Annotated in this window: 16 protein-coding genes; 5 read left to right on the top strand and 11 right to left on the bottom strand. The window is 38.2% G+C overall.

What is annotated here, in order from left to right; genetic code table 11:
• Positions 1 to 3: 3 nt before the first annotated feature.
• Entirely contained in the window at positions 4 to 1119 is a 1116-nt protein-coding gene (pdhA, locus tag ACOZIR_RS16015; protein ID WP_013056054.1) for a pyruvate dehydrogenase (acetyl-transferring) E1 component subunit alpha, read from the bottom strand.
• 582 nt (positions 1120 to 1701) lie between these two features.
• The gene (locus ACOZIR_RS16010) at positions 1702 to 2367 is read right to left on the bottom strand and encodes a YkyA family protein (RefSeq protein ID WP_045292714.1); all 666 of its coding nucleotides are present in this window, start codon (positions 2365 to 2367) and stop codon (positions 1702 to 1704) included.
• 169 nt (positions 2368 to 2536) lie between these two features.
• Here ACOZIR_RS16010 and ACOZIR_RS16005 point away from each other — a divergent pair, with 169 nt between their 5' ends.
• Both ACOZIR_RS16005 and def read left to right on the top strand, forming a co-directional pair.
• Positions 2537 to 2647 (top strand): YjcZ family sporulation protein, encoded by a 111-nt coding sequence (locus ACOZIR_RS16005; protein ID WP_016763434.1) that lies wholly within the window; start codon positions 2537 to 2539, stop codon positions 2645 to 2647.
• Positions 2648 to 2821: 174 nt separating this feature from the next.
• Positions 2822 to 3376 carry a peptide deformylase gene (gene def, locus ACOZIR_RS16000; protein ID WP_421535711.1) on the top strand — a complete coding sequence of 185 codons (555 nt, stop codon included), beginning with the start codon at positions 2822 to 2824 and terminating at the stop codon, positions 3374 to 3376.
• Positions 3377 to 3405: 29 nt separating this feature from the next.
• Here def and ACOZIR_RS15995 read toward each other — a convergent pair whose 3' ends face one another.
• A complete protein-coding gene (locus ACOZIR_RS15995; RefSeq protein WP_045292718.1) occupies positions 3406 to 4188 on the bottom strand; it encodes a Cof-type HAD-IIB family hydrolase in 783 nt (260 codons plus the stop codon).
• 549 nt (positions 4189 to 4737) lie between these two features.
• Here ACOZIR_RS15995 and ACOZIR_RS15990 point away from each other — a divergent pair.
• Both ACOZIR_RS15990 and rnjA read left to right on the top strand, forming a co-directional pair.
• Positions 4738 to 4947 carry a DNA-dependent RNA polymerase subunit epsilon gene (locus ACOZIR_RS15990; protein WP_013056049.1) on the top strand — a complete coding sequence of 70 codons (210 nt, stop codon included), beginning with the start codon at positions 4738 to 4740 and terminating at the stop codon, positions 4945 to 4947.
• 5 nt (positions 4948 to 4952) lie between these two features.
• Entirely contained in the window at positions 4953 to 6620 is a 1668-nt protein-coding gene (rnjA, locus tag ACOZIR_RS15985) for a ribonuclease J1 (RefSeq protein ID WP_013056048.1), read from the top strand.
• 43 nt (positions 6621 to 6663) lie between these two features.
• On the opposite strand, the gene ACOZIR_RS15980 is transcribed toward rnjA, so the two are convergent.
• The 7 genes from ACOZIR_RS15980 to ACOZIR_RS15950 form a co-directional block, all read right to left on the bottom strand.
• Positions 6664 to 7326, bottom strand: coding sequence for a potassium channel family protein (locus ACOZIR_RS15980; RefSeq protein ID WP_013056047.1), 663 nt, complete (start codon positions 7324 to 7326; stop codon positions 6664 to 6666).
• Between the two features lie 149 nt (positions 7327 to 7475).
• Positions 7476 to 9281, bottom strand: coding sequence for an ABC transporter ATP-binding protein (locus tag ACOZIR_RS15975; protein WP_045292720.1), 1806 nt, complete (start codon positions 9279 to 9281; stop codon positions 7476 to 7478).
• 15 nt (positions 9282 to 9296) lie between these two features.
• On the bottom strand, positions 9297 to 11033 hold the full coding sequence (locus ACOZIR_RS15970) for an ABC transporter ATP-binding protein (RefSeq protein ID WP_045292722.1): 1737 nt from the start codon (positions 11031 to 11033) through the stop codon (positions 9297 to 9299).
• A gap of 21 nt (positions 11034 to 11054) precedes the next feature.
• Entirely contained in the window at positions 11055 to 11354 is a 300-nt protein-coding gene (locus ACOZIR_RS15965) for a hypothetical protein (protein ID WP_237758470.1), read from the bottom strand.
• Between the two features lie 129 nt (positions 11355 to 11483).
• On the bottom strand, positions 11484 to 12380 hold the full coding sequence (gene gnd, locus ACOZIR_RS15960; RefSeq protein ID WP_045292725.1) for a phosphogluconate dehydrogenase (NAD(+)-dependent, decarboxylating): 897 nt from the start codon (positions 12378 to 12380) through the stop codon (positions 11484 to 11486).
• A 188-nt stretch (positions 12381 to 12568) separates the two neighbouring features.
• Positions 12569 to 13015, bottom strand: coding sequence for a TlpA family protein disulfide reductase (locus ACOZIR_RS15955; protein ID WP_045292727.1), 447 nt, complete (start codon positions 13013 to 13015; stop codon positions 12569 to 12571).
• A 102-nt stretch (positions 13016 to 13117) separates the two neighbouring features.
• Positions 13118 to 13666, bottom strand: a complete 549-nt coding sequence (locus tag ACOZIR_RS15950) for a peroxiredoxin (protein ID WP_014461006.1) — start codon at positions 13664 to 13666, stop codon at positions 13118 to 13120.
• A 356-nt stretch (positions 13667 to 14022) separates the two neighbouring features.
• Here ACOZIR_RS15950 and ACOZIR_RS15945 point away from each other — a divergent pair, with 356 nt between their 5' ends.
• The gene (locus tag ACOZIR_RS15945; protein WP_045292729.1) at positions 14023 to 14886 is read left to right on the top strand and encodes a mechanosensitive ion channel family protein; all 864 of its coding nucleotides are present in this window, start codon (positions 14023 to 14025) and stop codon (positions 14884 to 14886) included.
• Positions 14887 to 14921: 35 nt separating this feature from the next.
• On the opposite strand, the gene ACOZIR_RS15940 is transcribed toward ACOZIR_RS15945, so the two are convergent.
• Positions 14922 to 15167 carry a YkuS family protein gene (locus ACOZIR_RS15940; protein WP_013056040.1) on the bottom strand — a complete coding sequence of 82 codons (246 nt, stop codon included), beginning with the start codon at positions 15165 to 15167 and terminating at the stop codon, positions 14922 to 14924.
• Positions 15168 to 15210: the final 43 nt, after the last annotated feature.

Below are 15210 nucleotides of genomic sequence, written 5' to 3'. Positions count from 1 at the left end.
GGCTTACTTCGACTCCTTCTCTTTGTAGATTTCATATTGCTCTTGTAAGTTTGAAGGCATAGTTTCGTACATGATTTCCATTAGATCTGTAACTTTTTGTTTTGGATAATCGTCAGCCTTCTTAATAGCTTGTTTGATATCTTCTTTAGCTTGCTCGATTACTTTGTTTTCTTCTTCTTCATTCCAGATGCCTTTAGCTTCTAAGAATTTACGGAAGCGAACAAGTGGATCTTTCTTTTCCCACTCAGTGTCAAGCTCAGCTGTACGATAACGAGTTGGATCGTCACCAGCCATTGTATGTGGACCATAACGGTAAGTTAATGTTTCAATTAAAGTTGGACCTTCACCGTTTACTGCACGCTCACGAGCTTCGCTTACTGCAACGTATACTGCTAGTGCATCCATACCGTCTACTTGAACGCCTGGGATACCAACAGCCGCTGCTTTTTGAGCGATTGTACGTGCTGCAGATTGCTTTTCAACTGGTGTTGAAATTGCAAAGCGGTTGTTTTGTACAACAAAGATTGCTGGAGCTTTGAATGCACCTGCGAAGTTCATACCTTCGTAGAAGTCACCTTGTGAAGCTCCGCCGTCACCTGTATAAGTGATCGCTACTGCTTTTTTACCGCGCTTTTTAAGACCTAGTGCCACACCAGCAGTTTGCACGATTTGTGCACCGATGATGATTTGTGGAGAAAGTACATCTACACCTTCTGGCGCTTGGTTACCGTGGAAATGACCACGAGAGAATAAGAACGCTTGATATAATGGAAGACCATGCCAAATTAACTGAGGCACATCACGGTACCCAGGTAAAATGAAGTCTTCTTTTTCTAATGCGAAATGAGAAGCGATTTGAGAAGCTTCTTGCCCAGCAGTTGGTGCATAGAAACCTAAACGACCTTGACGGTTCAATGAAATTGAACGTTGATCAAGAATACGAGTGTATACCATGCGAGTCATTAACTCTTTTAATTTTTCGTCAGATAAATCTGGCAACGCTGATTTATTTACTACTTCGCCCTCTTCATTAAGAATTTGGAACGTTTGGTACTGCTCAGCGATTTTATCAAGTTGCTTTGATACATCAATAATAGCCTTTTTAGTTTTAGCAGCCATCTAAGTCACCTCTTCCTTTCATTTAAGCCGTATAAATTCATTTTACTAATCAAACAAACATACACGCTTTTAGAATGTCCCAAATGGACAAGTAAAAGTCATATTTTGTCGAGTAGCTTTTTGAACTCGCTAATCCTTAACATTTCTATGTATTCCCCAGCGAATTCTGTGCAAACATTTACGTAAAAGGAAAGTTTAAGCGAAACGAGCGTTTCGTTAAACTGTATTAATTATTTTGCAAAAATGATTAATACAACACTTACTACGCTACCTAGTTTACAATACACTAAAACAGTTCGTCAATGCATTTACATCAAGAAATTACGCTTTTTTAGTTTGTGAAATAAAACACATAAAAAAGACATGCTGTACTATTACACAGACACAAACTGTATTATATGTTTTATAATAACCTTCTCTTTTTTTACGTCTGCCCATCTCCTATCTTGCCACAAATAAACGATTTTTTAAAACAATATCCTTTTGTAATTTTTACTTGAATCATGTCGAAACTCTTTCTTTATTTCAGAAAACCTTCCTTTTCAGCCAAAAAAAAAAGACCTGTAAACTTCACAGGCCTTCTTATTTATCATCGCTATTTTTCACCTTTAACTTTGTTTTGTTATAAAAATCCTCTTTGGCTTTATTATAGTCAGTTGTTAATGTGTTAAACGTTTCTTTTTTCTTTTCAACTTCTTTATAAGTAGTATTGATCGAAGCGATTTGTGTTTCAAGATTCTCTAATTTCACATTGTCTTTTTCAAAGAGCGTATATAGCTGACGATCTAATTCAATGGAATGAAGATAGGCATCGTGTAAGGACTGGTAGGCCTTATAACGCTTCTTCATTAACGAAGATAGTTCAAGCGCCTCTTCTTTGGCTTTGCCGTCCTCTAGTTTTTGGATCTTTGGCTCTGTCGCTTCAAATTGTTTTTGCGAAGCGCTGATGCTTTTTTCTTCTTTTTGTAATTTACTTTCACGCTCATCTAATAACTGCTGCGCTTTTTGTGCTTTATTTTTTATTTTCTTTTTATCTTTAATTCCTAGCTCAATAATTTGGTCGTATACCGCATTTTCTTGCTGTTCTAAATCAGCTAACGGTTTTTGCTGATCGGCAAATTGCTTTTCTTGTGCTACCACTTTTTCTAATCCATTATATACCTCAAGTTCAGGCGATGAGCCTTCTGCACAGCCCGCTAGTGACATAGCCGCAATGCCGATAATTATATATCTTCCGACGCATTTCATATCTGGTAAATCCTCCCTTATTCATGGGTCATTATACAATTTTTGTAGGGAATTAGCAATTTATCTACACCCTTTTTCCACCTTTTAATATATTATACTAACCCAATCGTGAAAAAAAGGGAGCTTATTACTTTTTACCTTGGGATTGATAACTACGGGAGGTTATATTATGTTGGGTTATGGTGGATATGGCTGCGGCGGTTCTAATAAAGGTTTTGTGTTATTAATTGTACTGTTCATTTTATTAGTTATTATCGGCTGCAGCTGTGGCGGCTGGTAATTATACAATAAAAGCGGCTAACGGTCGCTTTTATTTTTTCTTATGCATGTTTTTCCATATGTTTGATACATATAATTAGTAGAAACATTTATGTGGTCAAGGTCGAGGTAATGACTTTTTTATACGGATTTGGTACACTTTATACCTATAAAATAGCCTAGGGAGATGTGAAAGTTGATTACAATGAACGATATTATTCAAGACGGACACCCAACGCTGCGAGAAGTAGCAAAAGAAGTACCGTTACCTGCTTCTGAAGAAGACAAAAAGATTTTACATAGCTTATTAGAATATGTAAAAAACAGTCAAGATCCTGAAATTGCTGCTAAATATGGACTGCGATCTGGTATCGGGCTTGCCGCTCCTCAAGTTAATGTACCAAAACGAATGATTGGGGTACACGTTACGGATGAAAAAGGCAAGCTATACAGCTATGCATTATTTAACCCTAAGATCATTAGCCACTCAGTTGAAAAGACATATCTTACAGGCGGTGAAGGCTGCTTGTCTGTCGATCAAGATATCCCAGGATTTGTTCCTCGATATGCACGCATCACAGTAAAAGGCACAACACTTGAAGGCGAAGAAGTAAAAATTCGTTTAAAAGGCCTTCCTGCTGTCGTATTTCAGCACGAAATTGATCATTTAGACGGAATTATGTTTTATGATTACATTAATAAAGAAAATCCATTTCAAGAACCTGAGAATGCTTTTCCATATGAACGGTAAAAAACGCGAGCTAGAGCTCGCGTTTTTTCTTATTTTAATAATCCTACTAGCTCTAATCCGTGGAGAATACCATCTTCTGCTACATCTTTTGTAACAAGATTAGCCACTTCTTTCACGACTTCTTCCGCATTTCCCATCGCTACGCCATTTCCGACAAATTCAAGCATTTCGATATCGTTCAAGCCGTCTCCGAATGCATATACATCTTTTCTGTCAAAGCCAAGCTTTTCAATCATGGTCTCAATTCCTCGCGCTTTTGATCCACCTTTTGGCAGAACATCAGTTGAAAATTCATGCCAGCGAATAAAGTCAAATTTCTTAAAATTTTCTTCATAAGGAGCTTCTTCTCCCGCTGTACAGAATAAGAGGGATTGATAAATTTCACGCCCTTTGAAATAAGCAGGATCGTGGTGAGGGTGGGTAAATCCAATTTTCAGCGTGCTGATGCTGGATTCGATATAGTCATGAAATTCAATGTTTGATTTCATATCTTCATGATCCATGTATACGACAGGGTGATCATGCTCAACAGCAAAAGCTGTTAAACCTTGAAGCTCTTCTTTATTTAACGGGTTTTTGTAAAGAACTTCTCCATTTAAGACAATGTACTGACCATTAAAGCTAATATATGTTTGAATATCCAACTCTTCACGCAGATCTTTAAACATAAAAGGAGCCCTTCCAGTTGCAATTGCCACTTCATGCCCCTGCTCTTTTAACAGCTGGACAGCTTTTTTTGTAGAAGCAGGCAGTTTTTTATCATGATCCAATAACGTTCCATCAATATCAAAAAAAATAATCTTTCGTTCCACGTTTATCACCTTATTTTTTATAATTTTTTATCTCTTTGTTAAGCCCTTCCAATTATATCAAACAAGCGCTGGTTTCTCTATAAATGGACGGTCCCACTTACAATTTTTCCATATTTAACCACGAGAAACCTCTTCCTTTTCATCATATAATAAGAGTACAGAGAGAGACAGGCAGGTATCGCAAAAAAACAAAGGAGCTGAAAAATCATGTTAAAAGATTTTCGAAAAAGGCTGCTAAAACGCTGGAATGAATTATTGCGTAAAAAAACGATGGCATAATCGATTTTTTTAGGGCTTTCTGTTGTAAAATTTGCAGAGTGTGTGTCTGCATCGTACAATGGAATAGCCCTTATTTTTTATACGCACGGAAAATATAGTCTTGTATCCGTTTCCTATTAATATTATTCTATAATTAATTGACTTGTTATATTTAGATGACTAAAATGTAGTGAAAGCAAGTTTCTTTAGAAAATACATGAAATACATACACATTTTATAATATAATAAAATAAGTTATTTGAATTTCGGAATTAAGGAGAGATTTTTGTTATGATTTTTAAAGTTTATTTTCAAGAAAAAATGAGTGAAGTAGCTGTACGTGAAAATACAAAAACAGTGTATGTGAACGCAGATTCTGAGCGTGACGTTCGTAAAAAGTTAAAAGCGCGTTCAATTAATATTGAGTTTGTTCAAGCAGTGACTGGAGACTATCTAGAATATGAACAACAGCATGAAGATTTTAAAGTATTGGAGATATGATGAAAATGAAATTTGTAAAAAATAATCAAACGGCAGTTTTCGCCCTGGGTGGACTAGGCGAAATCGGTAAAAATACGTATGCCGTACAGTTTCAAGATGAAATTATTCTTATTGATGCAGGAATTAAATTCCCTGAAGATGAGCTTTTAGGAATTGACTACGTTATTCCTGACTACAGTTATTTGGTAAAAAATGCAGATAAAATCCGTGGCCTTTTCGTTACACATGGTCATGAAGATCACATCGGCGGAATTCCTTACTTATTAAGAGAATTAAACATTCCTATTTATGCAGGGAAATTAGCCCTTGGGCTTCTTCGCAACAAATTAGACGAGCATGGATTGCTTCGTACAGCTCAGCTTCATGAAATTACTGAAGATGACGTAATTAAATTCCGTAAAACATCGGTGACGTTCTTCCGCACAACTCACAGTATTCCTGATTCTTACGGAATTGTGGTAAAAACACCAAACGGACAAATCGTACATACAGGAGATTTCAAGTTTGATTTTACACCAGTGGGCGAACCGGCTAACTTAACAAAAATGGCTGAAATCGGTAAAGAAGGCGTTCTATGCTTGCTTTCAGACAGTACAAACAGTGAAATTCCTAACTTTACGATGTCTGAGCGCCGCGTAGGTGACAGCATTCATGACATTTTCCGTAAAGTAGACGGCCGTATTATTTTTGCAACGTTTGCTTCAAATATTCACCGCTTACAGCAAGTAGTAGAAGCAGCCGTATTGCATAATCGTAAAGTTGCTGTATTCGGACGCAGTATGGAAGCAGCTATTGAGATTGGCCAACAGCTTGGATATATTTCATGTCCAAAAGATACGTTCATTGAGCCTTCTCAAATTAACCGAATTCCAGCTAACCGCGTGACTATTTTATGTACAGGCAGCCAAGGTGAACCGATGGCAGCGCTATCTAGAATTGCAAACGGTACTCACCGCCAAATTCAAATTATCCCTGGAGATACGGTTGTATTCTCATCTTCACCTATTCCGGGAAATACAGTAAGTGTTAGCAAAACAATTGATATGCTATTCCGTGCAGGAGCAGAGGTTATTCACGGTGCTCTAAACGATATCCACACTTCTGGACACGGTGGACAAGAAGAGCAAAAATTAATGCTTCGTTTGATGAAACCAAAATATTTTATGCCAATTCACGGTGAGTATCGCATGCAGAAAATGCACATCAAACTTGCAACAGACTGTGGAGTTCCTGAAGAAAACTGCTTCATTATGGATAATGGAGAAGTGCTAGCTTTAAGCGACAGCGAAGCTTCAGTAGCCGGCAAAATCCCTTCAGGCTCTGTATATATTGACGGAAGCGGAATTGGTGACATTGGAAATATCGTACTTCGTGACCGCCGCATTTTATCTGAAGAAGGCCTTGTGATTGTGGTTGTAAGCATCAATATGAAAGACTTCAAGATCGCTGCTGGTCCAGACATTATCTCTCGTGGTTTTGTTTATATGCGCGAATCTGGCGACTTAATTAATGATGCACAGTCCCTTATTACAAAACACTTGAACAAAGTAATGGAACGTCGTACGTCACAATGGTCTGAGATTAAAAATGAAATCACAGACACATTGGCTCCATTCCTTTATGAAAAAACAAAGCGCCGTCCAATGATTTTACCAATCATTATGGAGGTTTAATAAAAGAAAAAGAGCGGATGCAATTGCATCCGCTCTTTTTCTATTAGGCACTGGCAAATTTATTTTCGAAGCGGTTGATATCTGCGTCTGCTCCAATAACAATCAACACGTCCCCTTCTTGAATCGTTTCGGATGCCTGAGGAGAAACAATGATGTCTCGATCACGCTTAATGGCTACAATGTTAATGCCATATTTCGCACGAATGTCTAACTCAATCAGCGTATTGCCAGCCATTCTTTTGCTCGCTACTAATTCGACAATGCTGTGTTCTTCAGATAGCTCTAAATAATCCAGCACGCTGTTTGAAATCATGTTATTGGCAATTCTTCTTCCCATATCTCGTTCGGGATGCACGATAAAATTGGCGCCAATTTTTGATAATACTTTGGCATGATAATCATTTTGCGCTTTTACCGTTATTTTTTCAACGCCCAGCTCTTTTAGTATAAGGGTCGTCAAAATACTCGCCTGAATATTGTCACCAATAGCTACGATAACATGATCAAAATTACGAATTCCTAAACTTTTTAAAACCCCTTCATCCATTGAATCGCCTACTACTGCGTGGGAAGCAACGTTAGCATACTCATTTACCTTTTCTTCATCAATATCAATCGCCAGAACTTCCATTCCTTGATCGCTTAATGTTTTACAAATACTTCCACCAAATCTACCTAATCCGATGACTGCAAATTCTTTTTTCATTTGAATTCCTCCATTATGTACAGGAAAAAATCTGAACTACCGTTATTTTACCACAATTCTTTTGTATCAACCTCATTTTCCCGTTAACAACGCTTATATGTCTTTACTATTTCTCATAGAAAAACAGAAGGATCAGCTCCCTCTGTTTTTTAAGCTGTAGCATGGGTTTGAACAAGGTAATAATATACGCCTTTTTGCTGCATAAGTTCCCCGTGATTCCCTGTTTCAATAATGCTTCCGTGATCTAATACAATGATGTTATCTGCTTCTCGTATAGTAGATAGCCGATGAGCAATCATGATGGCCGTTCTGTTTTTTAACAGCGTTTTAAGCGCTTGTTGAATCTTTACTTCTGTTTCTGTATCGATGCTTGCTGTCGCTTCATCTAAAATGATAATACGAGGATCAGCTAACAGCGTTCGAGCAAATGAGATCAATTGACGCTCTCCCACCGATAAGACGTTTCCCCGCTCTTCTACTTCCGTATCATAGCCTTTTTTCAGACGCTTTATAAAATCTGCAGCCCCTACCGCTTCTGCAGCCTTAATCACTTCCTCATCGGTAGCATCCGGTTTTCCAAACCGAATATTCTCCGTAATGGTTCCTGAAAAAATAAAGGTTTCTTGCAGCACAATACTAATTTGCGCTCGTAAACTCGCTAACGTAATATCTTGAATAGGCATATTATCAATTAAGATTTGCCCTTCGTTCACATCATAAAAACGCGTGATTAAATTAGCAATGGACGTTTTTCCAGATCCAGTATGCCCCACTAAAGCAACCGTCTGTCCTTCTTTTATTTCAATTGATACGTTGTTTAGAGCTTTCCGCTTCCCATCATAAGAAAATGAGACGTGCTTGAACTCAACTTTCCCCTTCATATCCTCTAAAGACGTAGCGGTTTCCAAATCTGCGACGAGAGGTTTTTCATCTAGAAATTCAAAAATACGCTCGGATGAAGCCATTCCCATTAATAATTGATTGTACACTTGCCCTAAACGGGAAATCGGTTCCCAAAACATCCCAAGATAAAAAGCAAATGATACAAAAATACCAATTGTTAGCCGTTCATCTTGAATAAGTACGGCACCGAACCAAATTAAAATAGCCGTTCCGACAGCATTTGTGAGTTCTACAAACGGTCGAAACATGGCATTTTTTCGAGTAGCTTGCCTCCAGCTCTCGTAATTTTCACTGTTTATGCGATCAAAAAACAGCATATTTTCTTGTTCTTGAGCAAATGATTGAGTGACGCGAATGCCTTGAATACTCTCATTTAAATGTGAATTTAATACTGACTGCTTCATACGAACAACTTGCCATGACCGGCGAATTCTTCTTCTCAGCTTTGTGGAAATCAAGAACATAATCGGTAAAATGACTAAAACAGCACATGTCAAAGTAGGACTGAGAGAAAATAATATAACTACAATCCCAACTAACAATAAGAGGTCCATAAACAGATTAACTACCCCGTTGGTAAATAAATCTTGAAGAGAGTTAATATCATTCATAATCCTTACAAGAATAGAGCCTCCTGAACGCGTATCAAAAAACCGGTGCGACAGCCCTTGAACATGGGTAAATAAATGTTTCCTTAAATCATATATAACGTGTTGCCCGAGTTGGTTCATCCATTTAATTCGAAAGACGTTCGCAATATAAGATAGAATATACAAGCTAAAGATTATGAAAACTAACTGCATGAGCAGCGTGCTATTCTTGTCTTTTACAGCATGATCAAGTGTATATACACCTATCAAAATAGGAATAGCGAGTCTAATGACCGTCGTGATAATGACCATAAGAAACGAGAAAGGAAGCAAGTTTTTTCGATATGGATGAAGATAACGAAACAAGCGGGCCATTTGCTTCCAGTTAAACATCTTATCAATGATTTGATCTGTTTGATAATAAAAGCGCTCTCGCACAACTTTATTTTTTTCGACTTCCATTCTATTCCTCCCTTGTTATACGTTCATCACCGACGTACTGCTTTCATATTGAATCTCGTAAATGTTTTTATAAATCCCTTGCTTTTGAATGAGCGTTTCATGGCTTCCTCTCTCTTTTATGTGACCTTCATGTAAGACCAAGATTTCATCGGCATGTCGCAAAGAAGAAAGGCGGTGTGCGATAATAAACGTCGTACGATTTTTCATCACTTCTTTTAAAGCCAATTGAATTTCTCTTTCTGTTTTCATATCAACGGCACTGGTGGCATCATCTAATACTAGAATACTAGGATTTAAGATAAGCGCTCGTGCAATCGCAATACGCTGCTTTTGCCCGCCTGATAACCCTAGTCCTCTCTCTCCTAGCATCGTGTCATATCCATCTGGAAGCTCCATAATAAAATCATGCGCCTGCGCTCGTTTTGCAGCATCAATAATGTCTTCTCTAGAAATACCCGGCACACCATAGGAGATGTTGGTTCCTATGCTGCTTGAGAACAAAAACGTTTCTTGAAGTACAAAGCCAATTTCTTTCCGAAGAACAGAGAGCGGATACTCTTTAATCGGACGATGGTTAACTAAGATCTGTCCTGAAGTCGGTTCGTAAAACCTCGTTAGCAGCTGTGTTAAGCTTGTTTTGCCGGCTCCAGTTGCTCCGATTAAACCTACGACTTTTCCTTTAGAAGCAGAAAACGATATGTTCTCAAGCGATTTTTTATCCTCGTTTGGATAGGATAAGCTAACATGCTGAAACTCGACCGTTCCATTAATAGAGAAGCTTCCCGCATGCTCATGGACTTTTTCTTCTTCTTCTAAAATTTCTAGCAGCCTTTCACCTGAAGCTTTAGACTGTGAAAACATATTGATAACAAACCCTAGATTCATAATAGGCCACATCAAATAAGAGGTTAAGCTAAAGAAAGCAACAAGCTCTCCAGGACGTACGCTTCCGTTCATAACAAGCGCTCCTCCGTACGCAAGGAGACCAACAATAGATAAATTTCCTATAAACTCCATTAAGGGAAAATATGTTGCCCACACATTCGCTGTTTCAATGTTTCGATTTTTATAAACTCCGTTGGAATCGTTAAATTTAGAGGTTTGAAATTTTTCTCTTGATAATGATTTGACCGTCTGTATGCCGCTTATATTTTCTTGAACATTTGTATTAAGTTCCCCAAACGATTGGCGAATTAAGCGAAACGCTGGATGAACGCGTTTATCAAAACGATAAACAGCTACCCCCAAAAAAGGCAGCAGGCAGATTGTGACCAGAGTGAGTGAAATAGAGTAATAGAACATAACGGAAAAGCTGGCAGTAAGTAAAATAACGAAGCGAATTAATTCTGAGAAGCCAAAAGATAGAAAAAAACGAAATCCTTCTACATCAGCTGTCAACCTGGACATCAAGTCCCCTGTTTTAGCATTGTCATAGTAAGAAAACGGTAAATACTGAAGTTTGCGGTAAAGTTTATTGCGAAGAGTATACACGGACTTAATTCCAAATAAGTCGCTGTAATATTGCTGAATATATGTAAAGATTCCTTTGACAATCATCAGTCCAATAAAAATAAATGCTACATTATCGACTAGCTGATATTGTTTTCCCAACACGATATGATCTATCGTATATTGCAACACAATAGGGTAAATCACAGTGATGGAGGTTACAAATAACAAACAAATAGCAGAATAAAAAAAGTACATTCGGTACGGCAAATAAAAATCTTTTAGTTTTTTAAACGTTCCCATATACCCCGTCCTTTCCTTTAGCTAAAATGTGCCACACATATTTAAATATATCGGTTCCCGAAATAAATTACCATAATTTTTAGATATTTTATCAAAAAAAGGTAAATAGTCATAAAAAAGAAATTGGAATATAGCTAAATGAATCCAACCTAAAGAAGAACAAATGGAATACATTAGTTGAACTGCTTGTGATACCTCAGTTGATTTCCGTGCAAGACTTCGCTTTCCGCGGGCGGGCGCTGAGCCTCCTCGTCGCTTGCGCTCCTGCGGGGTCTCATCTGTTCCGCTTTTCCCGCAGGAGTCTTCGTCTTGCCCTCCCATCAACTTCTAGAAAGATCTAAATAGACGAAACCTATTCACCATAACAAAAAAACGAACCACCAATCAAATATGTTGATTAGTGGTTCGTTTTTCACTTGGACTAAAATACTTTTGTCCAAGCCTCTTTTTTTATTGTTTTTCTACTGCATGTCCACCGAACTCATTGCGAAGAGCGGCTACTACTTTACCTGTAAACGTATCATCTTCAAGTGAGCGATAGCGCATCATTAAGGATAGAGCAATAACTGGCGTTGGCACTTGTAAATCTAGAGCGGATTCAACCGTCCACTTTCCTTCTCCAGAAGAGTTCATTACTCCTCGAATCCCCTCAAGTTTTGCATCTTTTGAAAATGCACGTTCCATTAATTCGATTAACCATGAGCGAATAACAGATCCGTTATTCCATACGCGGGCTACAGCTTCGTAGTCATAGTCAAATTCACTTTTCTCTAGCACATCAAAGCCTTCAGCAATTGCTTGCATCATGCCGTACTCAATTCCGTTATGAACCATTTTCAAGAAGTGACCGCTTCCTGCTGCACCGGAATAGAGATAGCCGTTTTCTACGTTGATGTCGCGGAAAATAGGTTCGATTGTAGCAAATGCATCTTTATCTCCCCCAATCATCATACAAGCGCCGTTTCGGGCACCTTCCATTCCGCCGCTTGTTCCAACATCAAAGTAGTGAATTCCTTTTTCAGCAGAAGCTGCAGCACGTCGTACAGAATCTTTATACTTAGAATTACCGCCTTCAATAATCATATCTCCTTCTTCAAGTAGTTCTTGAAGCTCAGAAATTACTTTTTCCGTGAGCTCCCCAGCCGGAACCATTACCCAAGCAATGCGTGGTTTTTCTAATTTGCTCACTAATTCTTGAATCGAAGAAGCTCCTTCTGCTCCCTTTTCTGATACTTTCTGTACTGCTTCGTTGTTCACATCGAATGCTACCACAGAATGGTTATGATCTAGTAAATTCAATACTAAGTTTGCTCCCATTTTTCCTAAGCCAATCATACCTAATTTCATATGTAAATTACCTCCAATAGTAAGTTTCGTATCATGTTGTTAGTGTTAGTATGGTGTAAACTCACAAGAAAAAATCCACATTTTTATATTTCCTTTATCAGTTACTTCCTACACACAAAAAAAGAAAAACATTCGATGCAAGTTCTACTAAGCATCGAATGCTTTTTACCTGTTACAACTGCCTGTATTTATTCGTTCTCGCCTAATACACGATTCACGCGCTTTTCAAGCATTTTCATACCGCTTCCGCCAGCTTGGAAGTGGCGTAGCTGACCTGTTTTGTCAAATACATAATATGCAGGTACATATTGATTTTCAAATGCATCCGTTAATTTATGTTCACTGTCTACAAAAATTGGCTGCGTAATATCATGTTCTGCTGCTACTTCTTTAATTTTTGTTAAGTCTAAATCATCTTCAGAGCGCGGCATATGAACGGCTACTACGTTTAATTGATCTTTGTATTGGTCGCGAAATTCATTTACTTGAGGCATTGCTTCTTTACATAAATGACAGCTTACTGACCAAAAATGAATAAGCGTTGGCTTTTCGCCAATTAGCTGCTCTTTTGTAACCTCTCCGTTTAACCATTCTGTAGCGCCCGTTAACTCAGGCATTGGCTGACGTAATTTCATGAATAAAAGCCTCCCTTATTTTCACTATTATTAACTAAATGTTCTTTATTATCCGATGAAAAAAAGGCCTAACGTGGACGTTAGACCTTTTAAACGTTGTGCTTACGCGTTTAAAGTAGCTTGACCTGGTTTCCAGTTAGCTGGGCAAAGTCCGCCAGTTTGTAACGCTTGAAGAACACGTAAAGTTTCATCAACGTCACGGCCAATATTGTTGTGGTTTACAACTGAATATTGTAATTCGCCTTCTGGGCTGATGATGAATAAACCGCGAAGTGCTACACCTTCTTCTTCAATTAAAACGCCGTACTCACGAGAAACAACGTGATTTGTATCAGCTGCTAATGGATATTTAAGATCACCTAAACCATTATCTTTACGATCAGTGTTGATCCAAGCTAAGTGTGTATGGATTGTGTCTGTAGAAACACCGATTACTTCTGCGTCAAGATCTTCAAACTCATCATAACGGTCAGAAAGTGCAGTGATTTCTGTTGGACATACAAATGTAAAGTCCATTGGATAGAAGAATAATACTGTCCATTTGTCATTTTTAATATTTTCTTCTAAGCTAACTTTACCGAATTCTTTGTTTGATAATACAGCTTCCATTTCAAAGCGTGGAGCTTGTTTACCTACCATACGTTCTGGCATACATGATCCCTCCAAATAATTATTAAATGAGAAAATGTATAAAACATTCTCACTTATGTACTGTTATAACGGTTTTCATTATAATGGATATTGTTTTTTTAGTCAATATTAATTAAGAATGAATTTAAACAACACCTTATAATGGTAACATAGTTGTTATGCCCGCCTTGAGGGCAAATTAAACCCTGACTTTAGCAAAAAAATGCTATAAAAGGTTTGCATTTATTTACCTTCTCAGTTTAGCATGTCTAATATCGGGAATAAACAAATGTGCTCATACTCTTACAAAATCTTTTCCACAGAATAAATTCCCACTTAGTAATATTGAAACAGAACATAGGAAGGATGAACAACGAATGTTTAAGATGCAAGACATCAACTGGGAACAGCTTCTTACCAATACTGGAGTTATTGTGTTAAAACTAGTTGCCATTACCATTGTATTTTTACTTGTACGAGCAATTGGTAAAAAAGTTATTGAACGTTCCTTTGAAAGAATGAGTGAGCGCGAAAACGCTACGCGTGGACGTATGCTCACACTCAAAAGTTTAACCGTTAATGTGTTTTCATATGTACTTATTTTTATTTTTGTCGTCATGCTGCTTGAAGCGGTAAATATTCATGCGACAGCTTTATTAGCTGGTGCCGGAGTTGTGGGTCTAGCAATCGGGTTCGGTGCTCAAGGACTGGTTAGCGACGTTGTAACAGGTTTCTTTTTACTTCTTGAAAAACAGCTTGATGTTGACGACTATGTAACAACCGGAAGTTTTTCAGGAATTGTCGAATCAGTAGGTCTTCGTACTACTCAAATTCGCGGGTTTGATGGAACTTTACACTATGTGCCTAACCGTGAAATTACAAGCTTAAGCAATCATTCCCGAGGCAATATGCGCGCGTTGATTGATATTGGCATTTCGTATGATGATGATATTGACAAAGCAATTTCCGTACTAGAAAAAGTATGCGAGCGCGTTGCTGCAACAAATGAAAACATTGTAGAAGGACCAAGCGTGATAGGAGTTCAAGGTCTAGGCGCGTCGGACGTTGTGCTTCGTGTAGTTGGCAAAGCTAAAAACGGTGAGCAGTGGGGGGTTGAACGTCAGCTTCGCAAAGAGTTTAAAGAAGCATTTGACGCAAACGGTATTGATATTCCGTTCCCTCATCAAGTAAATATTGATAAAAAGCAGCCTGAAGATGCCAAGCAGCCTCAGCATGCATAAAAAATAGCCGAAGGATTTGTTCCTTCGGCTTTCTTTTATCCTTGTACCTTGTTGCCTACTTGCTGACAAATTTCTTCTGCCGTTAATCCGCTAGCTGTAATAACTGAGCCTTGCGTTACTGCATCAGAAATCCCCATTACGTTTGAATCCTGTCCTGTTACAACACAGCAATCGCACCCTTGTGCATCACTTTCGTTGCGTAATTGTACCACTTCATGTCCGAGCTGCTGAAGTGCAGCCTGTACATCTGTTAAACCGTATTCTACACCAATTCGTGCCATCGTTGCCCACCTCCTCATGGTATTAATTTAGCCATAAGGAAAA

Origin of the sequence: Priestia sp. D3YE.R1, from assembly GCF_049199565.1 — a bacterium.
Classification (GTDB): Bacteria; Bacillota; Bacilli; order Bacillales; family Bacillaceae_H; genus Priestia; species Priestia aryabhattai.
This window is presented reverse-complemented; position numbering and strand designations above follow the sequence as displayed.